The organism is Haliea sp. E17, assembly GCF_048323675.1.
GTDB lineage: Bacteria > Pseudomonadota > Gammaproteobacteria > Pseudomonadales > Halieaceae > Mangrovimicrobium.
Genome location: NZ_JBLWFK010000002.1, coordinates 763972 through 781205 on the forward strand (window position 1 = coordinate 763972; position 17234 = coordinate 781205).

12 protein-coding genes are annotated in these 17234 nt (G+C 64.3%); 5 read left to right on the forward strand and 7 right to left on the reverse strand.

The features are described from left to right. Nucleotides 1-3 precede the first annotated feature (3 nt). Nucleotides 4-1347 (reverse strand): Na(+)-translocating NADH-quinone reductase subunit A, encoded by a 1344-nt coding sequence (locus tag ACNKU3_RS06550; RefSeq protein WP_418258611.1) that lies wholly within the window; start codon nt 1345-1347, stop codon nt 4-6. Nucleotides 1348-1618: 271 nt separating this feature from the next. Continuing rightward, nucleotides 1619-3091, reverse strand: coding sequence for a glyceraldehyde-3-phosphate dehydrogenase (locus ACNKU3_RS06555; RefSeq protein ID WP_418258612.1), 1473 nt, complete (start codon nt 3089-3091; stop codon nt 1619-1621). Between the two features lie 269 nt (nt 3092-3360). Between ACNKU3_RS06555 and ACNKU3_RS06560 the strand changes: the two genes are divergently transcribed. From ACNKU3_RS06560 to ACNKU3_RS06570, 3 genes are all read left to right on the forward strand, one after another. Next, entirely contained in the window at nt 3361-5754 is a 2394-nt protein-coding gene (locus tag ACNKU3_RS06560; protein ID WP_418258613.1) for a TonB-dependent receptor, read from the forward strand. 177 nt (nt 5755-5931) lie between these two features. Then, nucleotides 5932-9378: a transcription-repair coupling factor gene (mfd, locus tag ACNKU3_RS06565; RefSeq protein WP_418258614.1), complete on the forward strand. Its 3447-nt coding sequence runs from the start codon at nt 5932-5934 to the stop codon at nt 9376-9378. Continuing rightward, nucleotides 9378-10433, forward strand: a complete 1056-nt coding sequence (locus ACNKU3_RS06570; protein ID WP_418258615.1) for a CsiV family protein — start codon at nt 9378-9380, stop codon at nt 10431-10433. The genes mfd and ACNKU3_RS06570 overlap by 1 nt, the downstream gene beginning before the upstream one ends. A 31-nt stretch (nt 10434-10464) precedes the next feature. Here the strand turns inward: ACNKU3_RS06570 and ACNKU3_RS06575 are convergent, their stop codons facing one another. After that, nucleotides 10465-11208 carry an S-methyl-5'-thioinosine phosphorylase gene (locus ACNKU3_RS06575; protein WP_418258616.1) on the reverse strand — a complete coding sequence of 248 codons (744 nt, stop codon included), beginning with the start codon at nt 11206-11208 and terminating at the stop codon, nt 10465-10467. 304 nt (nt 11209-11512) lie between these two features. On the opposite strand from ACNKU3_RS06575, the gene ACNKU3_RS06580 reads away from it, so the two are divergent. Beyond that, nucleotides 11513-11830: a DUF6763 family protein gene (locus tag ACNKU3_RS06580; RefSeq protein WP_418258617.1), complete on the forward strand. Its 318-nt coding sequence runs from the start codon at nt 11513-11515 to the stop codon at nt 11828-11830. Nucleotides 11831-12324: 494 nt separating this feature from the next. Beyond that, complete coding sequence (lexA, locus tag ACNKU3_RS06585; protein WP_418258618.1) at nt 12325-12930, forward strand: transcriptional repressor LexA; 606 nt, start codon at nt 12325-12327, stop codon at nt 12928-12930. A gap of 78 nt (nt 12931-13008) precedes the next feature. Here lexA and ACNKU3_RS06590 read toward each other — a convergent pair whose 3' ends face one another. The 4 genes from ACNKU3_RS06590 to ACNKU3_RS06605 form a co-directional block, all read right to left on the reverse strand. Next, nucleotides 13009-13263: a hypothetical protein gene (locus tag ACNKU3_RS06590; RefSeq protein WP_418258619.1), complete on the reverse strand. Its 255-nt coding sequence runs from the start codon at nt 13261-13263 to the stop codon at nt 13009-13011. Nucleotides 13264-13359: 96 nt separating this feature from the next. Next, entirely contained in the window at nt 13360-13827 is a 468-nt protein-coding gene (locus ACNKU3_RS06595; RefSeq protein WP_418258620.1) for a DUF6586 family protein, read from the reverse strand. Between the two features lies 1 nt (nt 13828). Further along, the gene (gene topA / locus ACNKU3_RS06600) at nt 13829-16477 is read right to left on the reverse strand and encodes a type I DNA topoisomerase (protein WP_418258621.1); all 2649 of its coding nucleotides are present in this window, start codon (nt 16475-16477) and stop codon (nt 13829-13831) included. 129 nt (nt 16478-16606) lie between these two features. After that, nucleotides 16607-17050 (reverse strand): hypothetical protein, encoded by a 444-nt coding sequence (locus ACNKU3_RS06605; RefSeq protein WP_418258622.1) that lies wholly within the window; start codon nt 17048-17050, stop codon nt 16607-16609. Between the last annotated feature and the right edge of the window lie 184 nt (nt 17051-17234).

Here is a 17234-nt window from a genome sequence, read left to right on the forward strand (position 1 = left end):
GAATTAACCCTCCTTCTCTATGCGGGTGAGGTTGTCCCGCAGAATCGGCCCATATTCGTACTTGCCTGAGCAGACATATGTACACAGTGCGAGGTCTTCCTCCTCCAGTTCGAGGCAGCCGAGGCTCTGGGCCATCTCGGTGTCGCCGACAATCAGCGCCCGCAGCAACTGGGTGGGAAGGATATCCAGCGGCATCACCTTTTCGAAGTTCCCGGTGGGCACCATGCCCCGCTCCGAGCCGTTCGTATTGGTGGTCATCGCTATTGGCCTGGAGCCGAAGAAGCTGGAGAGGTAGATGCCGAGGCTGGAATGCTTGTTCGCGCCCGGCGACAGCCAGCCCATGAACTCGCGGTGGCGCCCTTCGAGCAGTACCGACACCTGGTTGTGGTAGCGGCCGAGGTAGGCGGTGCCGGTGGCAACGCCGCGTCCGCCGAGGACCGAGCCGGAGATAATCCGGTTGTCGCCGCCTTTCAGTTCACCGGCACACAGCGCCTGCAGGTCGGCGCCCATGCGGGTGCGCAGCAGGCGCGGGTTTTCCACCTGCGGGCCCGCCAGGGCGACCACCCGGTCAGTGTACAGGCGGCCGTCGAGGAACAGGCGACCGATGGCAATCACGTCCTGGTAGCCGATCTGCCACACCACGCGGGAGAGGCTCGCGCCTTCCAGCATGTGGATGTGGGTACCGGGCAGTCCCGCGGGGTGCGGGCCGCTGAAGGCGGCGGCCTGGATATTGGCGGCCTCGCCCAGCGACAGCTCGACGCCGGCCTCGTGGCAGACATACAGCTTGCCGCCGGTCAGCCTGGCCAGCAGGTCCTGGCCCAGGGCGAAGGCCTCGGGCTGCTCGGCAATGATCGCAGCGGGGTCTGCAGCCAGCGGGTGGGTGTCGATGGCAGTGACGAAGATCGCCGCGGCTTCGCTGTCAGGCGCCGGCACCTTGCTGTAGGGCCGGGTGCGCAGCGCGGTCCACTGGCCGCTTTGCACCAGCTGGTCGCGAATCGTGGCGGGGTCCAGCGCGGCAGCCTCGGCGGCGCTGTAGGCGCCGAAGGATTCCGCGGCGTCGCCGTCGACCTCGATCACCACCGACTGCAGCACCCGGCGGGCGCCGCGGTTGACGGCGGCGACCACACCGGACGCAGGCGCCGTGTAGCGCACGCCTTCGGTTTTCTTGTCGGTGAACAGGAGCTGGCCAAGGCTGACGCGATCGCCCTCCTTGACCTCCATGGTTGGCTTCATGCCGACATAATCAAAGCCCACCAGGGCGACTGCGCGCGCTGCCGGGGCATTCTCGATAAATTGCCGGGGTGCTCCCTGGATAGGAATATCCATACCCCGTTTGATCTTGATCATACGATCTGCCTACAGAAACTAGAATTTGGGTGGGCAGGAGACGACTTGCAACAACGAGTTCCGGGCGATACTCCGGAACATCTGCTTACTCGAGGGAGCCGCGTCTGCCGTGATCCGGAGGCTGGCGCCAGTGCCGGACTTCAAGACGCGCGCATTATAGGGGAATCACTTGTAAAACGCTACAAAACCTCCGGGCATGACCATGATTTTGCAGCGTTTTATTGGGTGCCGGGTGTAAAATTCACACCGGCACCACTGGAGCAACGGCGTATCAGCCTTCCTTCGGGTAGACGGCGTAGTTAATACCGGCCATCTGCTCGAGGATGCGGTGCACCTGGCAGCTGTAGCCAAACTCGTTGTCATACCACAGGTAGAGGACTGCCTGGTTGCCGTTGACGATGGTGGCCTGGGCATCGAAGATGCAGGCGTGCCGGGAACCGACGAAGTCGGTGGACACCACCTCCGGCGAATTGGAGAAGTCGATCTGCTTGCGCAGCGGCGAGTGCAGCGCCTGGTGACGCATGAACTCGTTGACCTCCTCGGCGGTAGTTTCGCGATCCAGGGTCAGGTTGAGGATCGCCATGGAGACATTCGGCGTGGGCACGCGAATGGCGTTACCGGTCAGCTTGCCCTGCAGGACCGGCAGTACCTTGCCCACCGCGGTGGCGGCGCCGGTCTCGGTCAGTACCATGTTCAGCGGCGCGCTGCGGCCGCGGCGCGAGGCCTTGTGGTAGTTGTCGATCAGGTTCTGGTCGTTGGTATAGGCGTGCACGGTCTCGACATGGCCGGCCTTGATACCGAACTCCTCGAACATCGCCTTCAGCGGCGGCGCGATCGCATTGGTGGTGCAGGACGCCGCGGAAATGATCTGGTCGTCCGGGTCGATGATGCTGTGGTTGATGCCGTGCACCACGTTCTTCAGGTCGCCCTTGCCGGGGGCCGTCAGGATGACCTTTTTCACACCCTTGCTCTGCAGGTGCTTGGACAGGCCTTCCGCGTCGCGCCACACGCCGGTGTTGTCCACCACGATGGCGTCGTTGATGCCGTATTCGGTGTAGTCGATGCTGTCCGGCGAGTCGGCGTAGATCACCTTGACCTCATTGCCGTTGGCCACGAAGGACTGGCGCTCCTCATCCACCCGGATGGTGCCGTCGAAGGCGCCGTGCACCGAGTCCCGGCGCAGCAGGCTGGCGCGCTTGACCAGGTCGTTGGGGGCCTTGCCCTTGCGCACCACGATCGCCCGCAGGCGCAGGCTGTCGCCGCCGTCGGTCTTGTCGATCAGGATGCGCGCCATCAGGCGACCGATGCGGCCAAAGCCGTAGAGCACCACGTCCTGGGGTTTTTCCAGGGGCTGCACGGTGGAACCGATGGCCTCGCCCACTTCCTGGCGCACGTACTCCTCGATGGAGAGACCTTCGCCCTTGCCCTTGTCGTAATAGTTGACGGTGATGCGACCGATATCGATATGCGCGGGACCGAGGTCGAGGCGGGCGATCTCCGAAAGCACCGGGAAGGTTTCTTTCTCGGAGAGTTCATTGCCTTCCACCTGGCGCACGTAGCGATGGATTTTCATCAGCTCGAGCACCGAGCGATTTACCAGGGATTTGCCGTAGATGTAGATTTTGACGTTCTTTTCGCGGGCAAGGGTTCCCACAATGGGGATCATGCCTTCAGCCAGGGCTTCGCGTTGCTTCCAGTCCTTGAAGTAGTCGTCAGGTCGATTGCGCTTGCGGTCGTTCGCCATTACTCCGGGTCCTTCGGGGCCATTTTGGGGGCGCGTATTATCGTCCGATGCCCCGCGCCGTGCAAGCCGCGTATGGGTGAGCCCCCGGCCCGTCCGGGCCTGAGATGATCGTCACATTTTGGCACATATGAATTGACCGCCCCCGGACCGCGTCACTAGCATGACAGCGCACTGACACCAAATGCACTGTCACGCACATCAGTAATGCTCCGGATACCGGGGCGACTACAGGGAAGCGACGCCCCGGCGCCGCACGACAAGGAGAGAACATGAAAAAGAAAAGTGCCAGATTCCTCATCAGTACCGCCATCCTCGCCGCCAGTGGAGCTGGCACCCAGGTCACTCTCGCCCAGGAGCGCATCATGTCCCTCGACGAGGTGATCGTGACCGCGCAGAAACGCGAACAGAGCCTGCAGGACACCCCGGTGGCGGTCACCGCACTCTCCGGTGAGGCGATCAGGGTCAACAAGATCATCGACGTCAACGACCTGTCCGGTCTCGCACCCAACCTGTCGGTGCGCCCCGCGGTAGGCGGCGTCAGCCTGCCGGCCTTCTCCATGCGCGGCATCACCAGCTACGGGGTCGTGGCGGGGTCCGACAAGCAGATCTCCATCTACCTCGACGGCGTCTATATCGGCTCGCCGCGCGCCTCGATTTTCCAGCTTCCGGACATCCAGCGGGTGGAAGTCCTGCGCGGTCCCCAGGGCACCCTGTTCGGGCGCAACGCCACCGGCGGCGCGATCAGCATCACCACCCGCGACCCGGAGGGCGAATTCGCTGCGCGCCAGGCGCTGGGTTACGGTAACCGCGATTACTTCCGCTCCGAAACCTCCGTGGACATGCCCACCATTGGCGATTTCAGCGCCTATTTCTCCTATACCACTGAAGAACAGGACGGCGACATCGACAACCTCGGCGGCGGGACCACCTGGGACCGGACAGCCTTCAACTATGGCCGCGGCACCTCGCCAAAGACCCTCGGCGAAGTCGACACCGAGGGCTTCTTCCTCTCGGCCCTGTACGAACCCACCGACACCCTCGAACTCAGCTACAAGTTCGACTACAGCAAGGACAATGGCTCGCCGCGTGGCAACGCCATCCTCAGTGACTTCGATACCGGCACACTGCCCGTCGAAGGCGCGATCCTGCTCGACCTGTTGTCCCAGGCCAACCCGGACCTGCTGTGGGATGGCAAAACCACCCGGCCGGACGCCGTATCCAACCCCTTCACCCAGTCCCGCGACCAGAAGGTGCGCGGGCACAACTTCACGGTGCTGTGGGAAATCAGTGACGACCTGAGCCTGAAGAACACCCTCGCCTACCGCGAGTCCGACGTGTTCAGTTCCGCCGACATTTCCGGCACCAGCGGCTGGGTAGTAGGCCCGGTAGTCGGCGCAGCGCTCGGCCTGGCGGCCGACACGCCCTTCTGCTATGTCTGTACCGATGCGGTCGGCTACAGCGAACAGTGGAGCAATGAACTGCAGCTGACCTGGGACGGAGAACTCGCCACCATCACCAGCGGCCTGTTGTATTTCGAGTCCGAGGACGAATCCGGCAGCCCGCGCGGCGGCGTGAATACCTACACCTTTGCGATGACCCCCGGCCACGTGCTGCCCCTCGCCCAGGACCTGCTGCCCCAGGGCGCCGAGCAAAGCTACTCGCTCAATGACGCCGAGTCCTACGCCGCCTACGGCCAGGCGGAAATACACATCACCGACGACCTCGACCTGCTGCTCGGCCTGCGCTATACCAAGGACGACAAGTCCGGCAGTTACGTCAACGGTACGCTGGACGCCCCGACCTACCGCAAATTCTCCTACGACGACGACAACCTGAGCTACCTGCTCGGCTTCTCCTATGCGGTCAACAGCGACCTCATGGTCTACGGCAAGTACTCCACGGCCTTCGTTTCCGGCGGTTCCGTGGCGGGCTTCGGCTTCGACCCGGAGGAAGCCGAATCCTGGGAATTCGGCACCAAGGCGGATTTCATGGACGGCCGCCTGCGCGCCAACCTGGCGCTGTTCGACGTGACCTATGACCACCTGCAGTTCGCCCAGTCCGGCACCCTGGTTCCCGGCGCCGAGGGCATCGACGTGCTGGTGGTCGACGGCGGCACCCTCGAGGCCCGGGGCATGGAACTGGAGATGACCGCCCTGCCGCTGGAGGGCCTGACCCTGCAGGCGACGCTCGGCTACCAGGACGTCAAGTTCGCCAAGTACACCGACCTGGTGGCCGCTGGCGCCAACGCCATCGGCCCGGATGCCTACCCGAACTCCTCCATCGAACCGACCCTGGTACCGGAGTGGAACGCCTCGCTGGGCGCCTACTACGACACCAAACCGCTCTTCGGGTCGACCTACCTGTCGCTCGGGCTGACCGGAATCTGGCAGGATGACATTCGCCTGGAGCCCAACCCGGGCCGCGCCGACGCCACGCCCTTCGGCGTCATGGAATTCATTCCCGCCAACTGGGAACTGAACGCCCGCGCCTCGCTGAAAAACATCATGGTCGGCGAGAACTGGAACGGCGAACTGGCGCTCTGGGGCCGCAACCTGACCGACAGTGACGAAATGTCATTCGCCACCAACTTCGGCGCCTTCCCCTCGGGGAGCTTCCAGGTCTCCCGCAGCTACGGCGTGGACCTGATCCTCAACTACCGCTGAGCGCGCGGCTGCCCCGGGGCAGCGCACGCATCCGGCCTTCGTGAAGCGCCCCCTGTGGGCGCTTTTTCTTACCCCTGGGATCGGCAACGCCGGCAAATAAGCGGGCCGCAACTGGCAGGCGGACAAGGGGCCACGCTACAATGCGCGACCCCCGAGCCAGCAAACACTTTTCCATCCATGTTCGAATCCCTGGTAGCAGCAACCCAGTGGCCCGCGACACGCGGCAGCCGCAGCAGTCTCGGCCCGCTCCACGGGGCCAGCGATGCGCTGTGCATCGCCGAACTCGCCAGCCCCGGCCAGCTGCTGCTAGTGATCACCGCAGATACCCACGCAGCGCAGGTGCTGGAGCGCGAACTGCCCTTCTTCCTCGGGAAGGACATCGACATCCTCGGCTTCCCGGACTGGGAAACCCTGCCCTACGACAATTTCTCGCCGCACCAGGACATTATTTCCGAGCGCCTGGCCACCCTGCATCGCCTGCCGCGGGTACGCGGCGGCGTGCTGATCGTGCCGATCCCCACGCTGATGCACCGGCTGCCGCCCACCCACTTTGTCGCCGGCTCCAGCCTGGTGCTGGAAGCGGGCCAGCAACTGGATATCACCGCGTTCCGCCGGGACCTGGAGCGCAACGGCTACCGCAACGTGGAAACCGTCTACGAGCACGGCGAGTTCGCCCTGCGCGGCGCGCTCTTCGATATCTACCCGATGGGCTCGGCGCTGCCCTATCGCATCGACCTGCTCGACGACGAGGTCGACACCCTGCGCACCTTCGACCCCGAGACCCAGCGCACAGTGGAAAAAGTCGAGCGTATCAGCCTGCTCCCGGCCCGCGAGTACCCGCTGGACCCACAGGCCATCAACCGCTTCCAGATGAACTGGTACGAGAGCTTCGACGTCGACCCGGACCAGTGCCCGACCTTCACCGAGGTCAGCGCCGGGCGCAGCCCCGGTGGCTGCGAGTACTACCTGCCCCTGTTCTTCGAACAGTGCGCCTCGCTCCTCGACTACCTGCCCGACAACGTCGCGCTGGTCACCTGCGGCGACCACCACGGCGCTGCGGATCACTTCTGGCAGGAGGTCTGTCGGCGCCACGAGGAATACGGTATCGATCCGCGGCGCCCCCTGCTGCCGCCGGCGCGCTGCTTTACCCCGGTGGAAGAACTCTACCAGCAGCTCAAGTCCTTCGCGGTCCTGGAACTGCGCCAGCGCGCGGACGCGCCGGTGCACCAGCAGGCCAGCACCCTGCCCCCACCGCAGCTTTCCGGCATCAATGGCCTGCAGGCTTTTATAGATGAACACAAGGGACCGGTACTGCTCTGCGCGGAAACCGCCGGCCGCCGCGAGGTCCTGCTGGAATCCCTGCACGAGATGGGGCTGGCCCCGGAGCTGACCGCCGACTGGCACAGTTTCCTCGCCGCCCGCTTGCCTTTCGCGATAGCCACGGCGCCGATCGATCGCGGCCTCTATTTTGGCGCAGGCCTGCCGACCATGGTCTGCGAGAGCCAGCTCTTCGGCAACCGGGTAGCCCAGCGCCGGCGGCGCAAGACCACGGTACAGGGCGCAGCCGAGGCCACTGTCTACCGCGACCTCAACGAACTGCGCGAAGGCGTACCGGTGGTGCACCTCGAGCACGGCGTCGGCCGCTACGTGGGACTGCAGACCCTGGAGGTGGACAACCAGCAGGCGGAGTTCCTCACCCTGGCATACGCCCGCGGCGCGAAACTGTATGTGCCGGTGGCCTCGCTGCACCTGATCAGCCGCTACTCCGGCGCCGACCCGGAGGTGGCGCCGCTGCACAGCCTGGGTTCCGACCAGTGGGAAAAAGCCCGGCGCAAGGCCAGTGAAAAAGCCAACGACGTCGCCGCCCAGCTGCTGGAGGTCTACGCCCGCCGGGAGGCGCGCAAGGGTTTCCAGTTCAGCAACGACGAGGCGCTGTACGCGCAGTTCGCGGCCACCTTCCCCTTCGAGGAAACCCCGGACCAGGAAGCGGCCATCGAGGCGGTACTGGAAGACATGTGCAACCAGCGGGTCATGGATCGCCTGGTCTGCGGCGACGTCGGTTTCGGCAAGACCGAGGTGGCCATGCGCGCCGCTTTCGTCGCCACCCAGAACCGCAAGCAGGTGGCGGTGCTGGTCCCCACCACCCTGCTGGCGCAACAGCACTACAACTCCTTCGCCGACCGCTTCGCTGACTGGCCGGTCAACGTCGAGGTGATTTCCCGCTTCAAAACCGCGGCGGACGTGAAAAAACTCAGCGAGCGGGTCGCCGCCGGCAAGGTCGACATCCTGGTCGGCACCCACAAGCTGTTGCAGACCGATTTCAGTTTCCGCGACCTCGGCCTGCTGATCATCGACGAGGAACACCGCTTCGGGGTGAAACAGAAGGAAGCGATCAAGGCGCTGCGCTCCGAGGTGGACATCCTCACCCTGACGGCGACGCCGATCCCGCGCACACTGCACATGGCACTCGGCGGCATGCGCGACCTGTCGATCATCGCCACGCCCCCCGCCCGCCGCCTGTCCATCAAGACCTTCGTGCGCGAACACAATGTAGCGATGATCAAGGAAGCCGTGCTGCGCGAGACCCTGCGCGGCGGCCAGGTCTACTACCTGCACAACGAGGTGAAATCCATCGAGGAAAGCGCGCGCAAACTGCGCGAACTGCTGCCGGACCTGCACGTGGCGGTCGCCCACGGGCAGATGCGGGAAACCGAACTCGAGCGGGTGATGTCGGACTTCTACCACCAGCGCCACCATGTGCTGGTCTGCAGTACCATCATCGAGACCGGCATCGACATCCCCAACGCCAACACCATTATCATCGAGCGCGCGGACAAGTTCGGCCTGGCCCAGCTACACCAGCTGCGCGGGCGGGTCGGCCGCTCCCACCACCAGGCCTACGCCTACCTGCTGACGCCGCCGCGCTCGGCGATTACCACGGATGCCGGCAAGCGGCTGGAGGCCATCGAGGCCGCCGGGGACCTCGGCGCGGGTTACATGCTGGCTACCCACGACCTGGAAATCCGCGGCGCCGGCGAATTGCTGGGCGAGGAACAGAGCGGGCAGATCCATACCATCGGCTTCAACCTGTACATGGACATGCTGGAGCGGGCGGTAGCCGCCATTCGCCGCGGCGAGGTGCCCGACGCGGACGCCCCGCTGGATGCCGGGACCGAGGTCAACCTGCACCTGCCCGCGCTTATTCCCGAGGACTATCTGCCGGATATCAACACCCGGCTGGTGCTCTACAAACGCATTGCCGCCGCCGCGAGCGCCGAGGCACTGAAGGAGCTGCAGGTGGAAATGATCGACCGCTTCGGCCTGTTGCCGGAGCCCGTGGGCAACCTGTTCCTGCTGGCGCGCCTGCGGCAAAAGGCGGAGGAACTGGGCATCCGCAGCATTGATGCGGGTCCCGAGGGTGGTAATATCGACTTCAAGGAAACCACCCGCGTCAACCCGCTTTCACTGGTGCGCCTGGTCCAGGGCGACCCCAGGGGCTATAAACTGGCCGGCGCCACGCGCCTGCGCTTTACCCGGGAACTGGCTGCAAAACAGGAGCGACAACAATTTATCGACGAGCTGCTCAGCACCTTCGCCCGGGAATCCGCGGAGGCCGCCGCCTGATGTCCCCGTACCGACACTTGTTCAAAGGAGCGCTGCTCGCAGCGCTCGGCCTGTACACCTGCGCCGGTTTCGCGCAGCACGAATCGCGCTGGTACAAGGTCGAGCTGATGGTGTTCACCCACGAAGGCGCCGCAACCGATGAACGCTTCGACCCGACACCGGCGCTCGAGTACCCGCAGCAGTACCGCTTCCTGCTGCACCCGGAGCAGATCCGGGCGCTGGCGGAGCAGCACGACGGCAAGAGCGAACTGGACGACTACGGGCGCCTGACCCTGCTGCCCAACCTGCCCCCGCCGGAGCCGGACACCCCGGACATTCCCTACCGCGACCCCAACGATGCCGCGGTGGCCACAGAACTGCCGTTAACTGCGCCAGCCGTGGACGAGGAACCGGCGGCGGATGAGCCCGCAGCACCGCGGCCGACCCCGTTCATCGCCCTGCCCGCGGCACAACAGGAGTTCCGCGGCAAAGCCGCCTACATGGCGCGGACGGGCGAGTACCGGATCCTGTTCCACGAGGCCTGGGCCCAGCCGGTGATGGGCGAGAACGACGCCATCCCGATCGTGCTCGACCGCTCCGGTGACACCGGCGACTGGCCGGAGCTACAGGGCAGCATCAAGCTGCACGTGGCCCGCTACCTCTACCTGGAAACCCGCCTGTGGCTGAATACCGCCGGCACCTACCTGCCCGGCGACTGGCGCATGCCCGCCGCGCCGCTGGGACCGCCCTCGGTCATCACCGTGGAACCGCCACCCGACCCCAACGAGATTGTCGCCGGGGAAGAATCCAGCCTGGCCGGGGTCACGGTCTATGAAACGGAAGCGCTGCTGGAGCCGGTCGAAGAAGAAGTCCTCGAGCCGCTGTCCCCCTGGCGCCATGCCGTCCTGCTGGAACAGAAGCGGCGGATGCGCAGCCTGGAGGTGCACTACCTCGATCACCCGCTGTTCAGCGTGGTGGTTCGCCTGGAGCCGCTGAACGATGAACAGCTGCGGGCCATGGCGGAGGCGGAGGAACCCCTGCTGCCCGAGGAAGAGGACCCGCTTTCCCTGAATTGACGGCCGCGCCGCACCCCGCGCGGCAGCAGGGTCAGGGCGTTTCCACCACCAGCGCGGCGAGCATGCGAGCGAATGCCGCCGTACAGCCGGCCAGCGCATCGCGCATCGACTCCAGGGTGATCAGCTCGTCACCGAGCCCCGCCGCCGGATTGACCACCATACAGACACTGGCGTAGCGCATACCCAGCTCCCGGGCCAGCGCCGCCTCCGGCATGCCGGTCATGCCCACCAGGTCGCAGCCATCCCGGGCCAGGCGCCGCACTTCCGCGGCCGTTTCCAGCCGCGGCCCCTGGGCGACACCGTGCACACCGCCGTCCACCAGGGACACCCCGGCGTCGCTGGCCGCCTGGCGCAGCGCGGCGCGCAAGGCCGCGTCGTAGGGCTGGGTAAAATCGATATGCTGCAGGTGGCCGCCCGCCCCCTCATCGACCGTGTGCTCGCGGCCCCAGGTGTAATCGATCAACTGGTCGGGCAGCACCAGGGCCCCCGTCACCATCGCCGGCGTGATACCACCCACGGCGTTCAGGGCCACCACCGTATCCACGCCGAGCGAGCGCAGCGCCCAGAGATTGGCCCGGTAATTGATGAGGTGCGGCGGAATGGCCCGCGGCGCCCCGTGGCGCTGCAGGAAAAACAGGCGATGGCCGTGAAACTGTCCTTCATCGATAGGCCGCGACGGCTCTCCCCAGGGGGTCTCCAGCGCATGCCGGTCGACGATTTCCAGGCCCTCGAACTGGTCGATGCCGGTACCCCCGACCAGGGCCAGCACACTCACGGGGTGTCTCCGGCGCGGCAGTCACGCGCGAAGGGGTTTGCAGTGACCCTGAAGGGTGATTTTTTAGACAATTTTTTCATCTGAAGACTTCCGTCACTTACTCGCTGGCTATAAAAAGCCGCCGCGCCGCCCAAGTTACCTGTGCCAACTTTCCGCAAGCTGCTGATCTCTTTTGAAAAGTATTGCACGAAATAAAATTGGAATTTGGACCCGCGATTTTAGACCGATTTCACATAATGGACAGCCCCTGCCAGCGTGATATGTTGGCTCGGCACAGCAGCGATAACAGATTGAGGACCCACTGATGAAAATGCAGAGCCCCGTTATTGGCGCGTGGTACACGGACCGGCAAACCGGCAACCTGTTTGAAGTGATCGACTGGGACCCGACGGCACTGCTGATCGAAATCCAGTACCTCGACGGCGAGGTATCGGAATTTGATCTCGATGCCTGGCGGGAACTCATGCCGGAGCGCGCCGCAGCCCCGGAGGACTGGCGCAGCCCCTTCGAACTGGACGACGAGGACATGCAGGACCCGGACCTGCCGATGCATCCCGAGGACTGGTCCAACCCCCTGAGCTATATCGAGCCCGACGCCATGTATGGCGTGGAAGACCTCTAGTTCACTGCGTACCCGCCCTGTAACGGTGGTAATCACCCCATCCCGTTGATCTGGTGGCCGATTCGCCGAGCGTGAAGCTGTTTCGGTCTGAGGCTGTGGTGGTTCTATCGCCGAGCGTAAGACCGCATCAATCCGCTGGAGCCCTGTCGCGACATGGACGTCCGCATGATCTTCAGCCCATCCTGCACGCAACCCCTGCCAACCCTCCGACCGGCTCCGTTTACCCCCAGGTTTGAACCTTGCACAGCAGGTAGAGCGTGAGGCGGTTTCTGCCCGCTGGAACCGTGTGGCGACATGGAAGTCGCCACCCGAGCCTGCACAGGGATGTGCGCTTTTTGGCGTGTTCCAGCGGGCAGAAACCGCATCGCGCTCGGGAAGCTCCCTGCAAATCCAAACCAAGCCCAAGCCCAAATATCTGTACCACACTGATTGTCTTATCAAACAAAGGCTGTATATAATCACAGCATCTGTATAAACATCCAGCGGAGGGGTGCATGGAAAAGCTGACCGCGCGACAACAACAGGTGCTGGACATTGTCCGGCAGCACATCGACCAGACCGGTTACCCGCCCACCCGGGCCGATATCGCCCAGGAACTGGGCTTCAAATCCGCCAACGCGGCCGAGGAGCACCTCAAGGCGCTGGCCCGCAAGGGCGCAATTGAAATGATTCCCGGCGCCTCCCGCGGAATTCGCCTGCCGGAGACCAACTCCGGCATCCCGATCGTCGGCCGCGTCGCGGCGGGCAACCCGGTACTGGCGGAGGAAAACATCGAGGATTACTGCGAGTTGCCGGCGGAGTTTTTCCACCCGCGGGCGGACTACCTGCTGCGGGTCACCGGGGACAGCATGATCGATATCGGGATTTTCGACGGCGACCTGCTGGCGGTACACAGTACGCCGGTGGCCAATGATGGCGATGTGATCGTGGCGCGTATCGAGGATGAAGTGACCGTCAAGCGGCTGCGCCGCGGAGGTCGCAAGCACATCGTCGAACTACTGCCGGAAAACCAGGACTACGAGCCCATCCGTGTCGACCTGCGCGAGCAGGCCTTTGCCATTGAGGGACTCAGTGTGGGGGTGCTGCGCAGGGGCGTTTGAATGGCGATCCCTCCCCTGTGGCGCCCTGAATACGGGGCGCCCGAAATTCTGCAGTAACGCTGGCGGCCAGATAGCCCGTCAGTGCAGGGTGCGCGAAGCCTCGGTGTAGGACCCGGTTTCGAAACCCTGCTCTTCATCGTCTGCCAGCAGTGCTACTGCTTCGATACCCGCCTGGATCATCACTTTCGCGACCTCCAGGCAGTTATCCATCATGTGACGTTGTGACGCCTCGGAAAAACGTATGGTAAGCAGGGGCTCGGAGCCCTCGTCTGCCGGTTGCAGTACGATTTCACCATCGCCCAGATCTACGATTTCCAGTAAGGATGCGGACACTCAATCAACCTCGATTAGCTGTGGCTGCGATTTCATTCTAACAGCACCCGGCGCTGGTAGATAGGGAACGGCTCATGGGCCGGAAGAAAGGGATGTTCAATACTCGTCGAGGGAGTTGCCCATTCGCTCGAACAGGCCCTGCAGTGCGTTGCACCAGGCTTCCACCTGCTGCGGCGAGGCCTCTGCGGGTGTGCTGGCGAGGTTGTCGGCGTGACGGTTCACGGCCAGCGGCTGCTCGCCCGCGCTGAGCATCTCGGCCAGCCAGCCGTCGCGCTCGAGTTGCTGGCACTCCCGGATCTCACCGGGCAGGACCTTGCCCGCGGGCCGCGGCGGCAGATCGGCACAGTTTCCCGGCGGTAGCGCGGGCAGCGGTTCCTGGCGGGTGATATCGAGCAAAAACCAGCCGTATGCCGCCTGCAGGTGCATCCGCACCGCCGGCAGGTAAGCCTGAGCCAGGGTGCTGGCCGCCACGGACTGGGCGTCGCTGTCGCGACGCCAGGCGGCGCCCAGGATGCGCGCCAGGTACAGGCAGTGATTGGCCTGGCCGCGAGCGGAATACGCCATGTTATTTCGGGGCCCTGCCCCGGCCCTGCTCCACGTCCCAGCGACCGCCGCGATAGAACGCCTTCCAGCCGGTGGCCTTGCCGTCCTCCTCGGTCATCAGGTACTGCTCCTTGGTCTTGCGGCTGTAGCGCACCTGGACCCGGTTGCCGTCGCTGTCCTCGACTGGCGCGGAGAACAGGAAGGCGTACTTGGGGTCGATTTCCTTCTTGTGCGGCAGGATCTCGTCGATGAACGGCGCACGGGTTTCCCGGTTGCGCGGGAACTGGCTGGCGGCCAGGAACAGGCCGGCGGCGCCGTCGCGCAGCACGTAGTGATCCTCGACTTTCTCGCAGGCGAGTTCCGGCATGGGCACCGGGTCCATCTTGGGCGGCGCCGCCTCACCATTACGCAACAATTTGCGCGTGTTCTTGCATTCTTCGGCGGTGCAGCCGAAATACTTGCCGAAGCGCCCGGTCTTGAGCTGCATCTCGGCGCCACACTTGTCGCACTCGATCACCGGGCCATCGTAGCCCTTGATCTTGAATTTACCGGTCTCTATCTCGAAGCCATCGCAGTCCGGGTTGTTGCCGCAGACGTGCAACTTGCGGGTCTCGTCGATCAGGTAGCTGTCCATCGCCGAATTGCACTTCTTGCAGCGATGCCGCTCCAGCAGCTGGCGCGACTCCGCCTCGTCATCGGCGTCCTCGCGGATCGCCTCGTCGCCGGGCACCAGGTTGATGGTGTGCTTGCAGCGCTCCTTGGGCGGCAGGGCATAGCCGGAACAGCCGAGGAACACCCCGGTGCTGGCGGTGCGAATCTGCATCGGCCGCCCGCACTTGGCACAGGGGATGTCGGTCATGGTCGGCTCGTTGGCCTGCATCCCGCCGGGATAGGGCTCCCCCGCCTGTTCCAGCAGCTCGCTGAATTCCGCATAGAAGCTGTCCAGCAGATCGCGCCAGTCGCGCGCGCCCTCGGCCACCTGGTCGAGGCGCTCCTCCATGGAGGCGGTAAAGCCGTAGTCGAGCAGCTCGGTAAAACACTTCTGCAGGCGGTCGGTGACGATCTCGCCCATCTTCTCCGCGTAAAAGCGCTTGTTCTCCAGGCGCACGTAGCCGCGGTCCTGGATGGTGGAGATGATCGAGGCGTAGGTGGACGGCCGGCCGATGCCGCGCTTTTCCAGTTCCTTCACCAGGCTGGCCTCGCCGTAGCGCGGGGTCGGCTTGGTGAAATGCTGGGCCGGGTCGAGCTTTTGCAGGCTCAGTGTGTCGCCGGCTTTCATGTCCGGCAGCACGGTATCCTCGGACTTGCTGCGCCCCGCCGGGGACTGGACCCGGGTATAGCCGTCGAAGCGGATGATCCGGCCCTTGGCGTTGAGCTCGTACTCCCCCGCCTTGACCGTCACCGTGGTGGACAGGTACTGGGCCGGGGGCATCTGGCAGGCCACGAACTGGCGCCAGATCAACTCGTAGAGGCGCTCTGCATCGCGCTCCATCCCGGAGAGGGAATTCTGCGTCACCTTGACGTCGGAGGGGCGGATCGCCTCGTGCGCCTCCTGGGCCCCTTCCTTGGCGCTGTAGCGGTTGGGCGCCTCGGGCAGGTATTTGGCCGGGAAATTCGCCTTGATGTACTCGCGGCAGGCGCCGACCGCCTCGTCGCTGAGGTTGGTGGAATCGGTACGCATGTAGGTGATGTAGCCCGCCTCATAGAGGCGCTGGGCCAGCATCATGGTTTTCTTCACCGAGAATCCGAGGCGGGTGCTCGCGGCCTGCTGCAGGGTCGAGGTGATAAACGGCGCCGGCGGTTTGGAACTGGTCGGCTTGTCCTCGCGCCCGCTCACGGTATAGCTTTGCGCGCCCAGTTCGGCGGTGGCCTTGCTGGCATCCGCCTCGTTGTCGGGACGGAAGTTTTCGCCGTTGTGCTTGCGCACCTGGAAGCGCACGTCCTCATTGCCGCCGGTTTGCAGGTCCGCGTGGATCTCCCAGTACTCCTCGGGGATAAACGCGTGGATTTCCCGCTCGCGCTCGACAATCAGGCGCACCGCCACCGATTGCACCCGGCCCGCGGACAGGCCGCGGGCGATTTTCGCCCACAGTAGCGGCGAGACCATGTAGCCCACCACCCGGTCGAGGAAGCGACGCGCCTGCTGGGCATTGACCCGCGCCTGGTCGAGCTGGGCGGGTTTCTGGAAGGCCTCGGTGATCGCCTTCTTGGTGATTTCGTTGAACACCACGCGCTGGAAACGGGAGTCGTCGCCGCCAATGGCTTCCTTGAGGTGCCAGGCGATTGCCTCCCCCTCGCGGTCAAGGTCGGTTGCGAGGTAAACCGAATCGGCCTTGCTGGCCAGCTTTTTCAATTCCTCGACCACTTTTTCCTTGCCGGGCAGCACCTGGTAATCGGCCTTCCAGCCGTTTTCCGGGTCGATACCCATGCGCCGGACCAGTTGTTCGCGGGCCTTCTTTTTCTTGTGCTCGGCTTTTTCCTCGGGGCTCATTTTGCGGGTGATCGCCGCCTGCGCCGCCCGTTCTTTCGGGTCGGTCGTCGTGCCGCTGCCTGCCGTTGGCAGGTCGCGGATGTGGCCGACACTGGATTTGACAACAAAATCCGATCCCAGATACTTGTTGATGGTCTTGGCCTTGGCCGGCGATTCGACGATTACGAGTGATTTGCCCATTGTGCCCTGCTGATCAATATTTCACCGAGGTCCATCCCTCAACCCCGGTGCCGGAAAAGTGGCATATATAAGTCCCGGCGCGGTCAGGGTCAAGGGCGAATACAGAATCTGGCCGAATCAGTTTGCCCCTCAGGCCGCTTTTTCGACCCCGCTCCAGGCCTCCAGCGCAGCGACGATTGCCGCCACATCGGCCTCTTCGCCGTCCTCTTTCCAGTACGCGCCGCAGCTGCCTTCGTCCTCGCTACAGGCCAGTATCTGCGCGGGAAACCCTTCGGTTGCGGTGGGCACAGGATCGCGGTGACCGGCGCCGCGCCAGTGGCCCGCACCGCCGATCCAGGCCCGCTGGCGGCGCGGTTCGCCCCGCGAAGCGGGCAGGCGCTTGCCGTAATAAATAACCTGCTCGGCGCGCTCGCCTTCCCGCGCCCCCGGCAGGTTGCGGAATTCCACGAACAGGCCGTGTACGGCAGCGTATTCGCGCAGGCGGGCGAGTTGGCGCTGACGCTTGCTGGGCAGGAAGTGGGTCAGTGGCGCCAGGGCCAGGGCTACGACGAAAAGGATTATCAGGTATTTCAACAGATTTGGTTCCATTTCATGGATATTGTGGGCCATCTGTCCGCGTGCACAATTATAGTGGCTGTTCCATTTGATTGAGTTCCGGATTCGCGAGCAATTCCGCCGAACGTGAAGAGTATGCCCGCCGGAACACGTCAAAAAGCGCACATCCCTGTGCAGACTCGGGCGGCGACTTCCATGTCGC

Excerpts from the sequence above, each read along its gene's own strand:
- ACNKU3_RS06550 (WP_418258611.1), bottom strand. The coding sequence starts at position 1,347 with ATGATCAAGATCAAACGGGGTATGGATATTCCTATCCAGGGAGCACCC.
- ACNKU3_RS06555 (WP_418258612.1), bottom strand. The coding sequence starts at position 3,091 with ATGGCGAACGACCGCAAGCGCAATCGACCTGACGACTACTTCAAGGAC.
- ACNKU3_RS06560 (WP_418258613.1), top strand. The coding sequence starts at position 3,361 with ATGAAAAAGAAAAGTGCCAGATTCCTCATCAGTACCGCCATCCTCGCC.
- mfd (WP_418258614.1), top strand. The coding sequence starts at position 5,932 with ATGTTCGAATCCCTGGTAGCAGCAACCCAGTGGCCCGCGACACGCGGC.
- ACNKU3_RS06570 (WP_418258615.1), top strand. The coding sequence starts at position 9,378 with ATGTCCCCGTACCGACACTTGTTCAAAGGAGCGCTGCTCGCAGCGCTC.
- ACNKU3_RS06580 (WP_418258617.1), top strand. The coding sequence starts at position 11,513 with ATGAAAATGCAGAGCCCCGTTATTGGCGCGTGGTACACGGACCGGCAA.
- lexA (WP_418258618.1), top strand. The coding sequence starts at position 12,325 with ATGGAAAAGCTGACCGCGCGACAACAACAGGTGCTGGACATTGTCCGG.
- ACNKU3_RS06595 (WP_418258620.1), bottom strand. The coding sequence starts at position 13,827 with ATGGCGTATTCCGCTCGCGGCCAGGCCAATCACTGCCTGTACCTGGCG.
- topA (WP_418258621.1), bottom strand. The coding sequence starts at position 16,477 with ATGGGCAAATCACTCGTAATCGTCGAATCGCCGGCCAAGGCCAAGACC.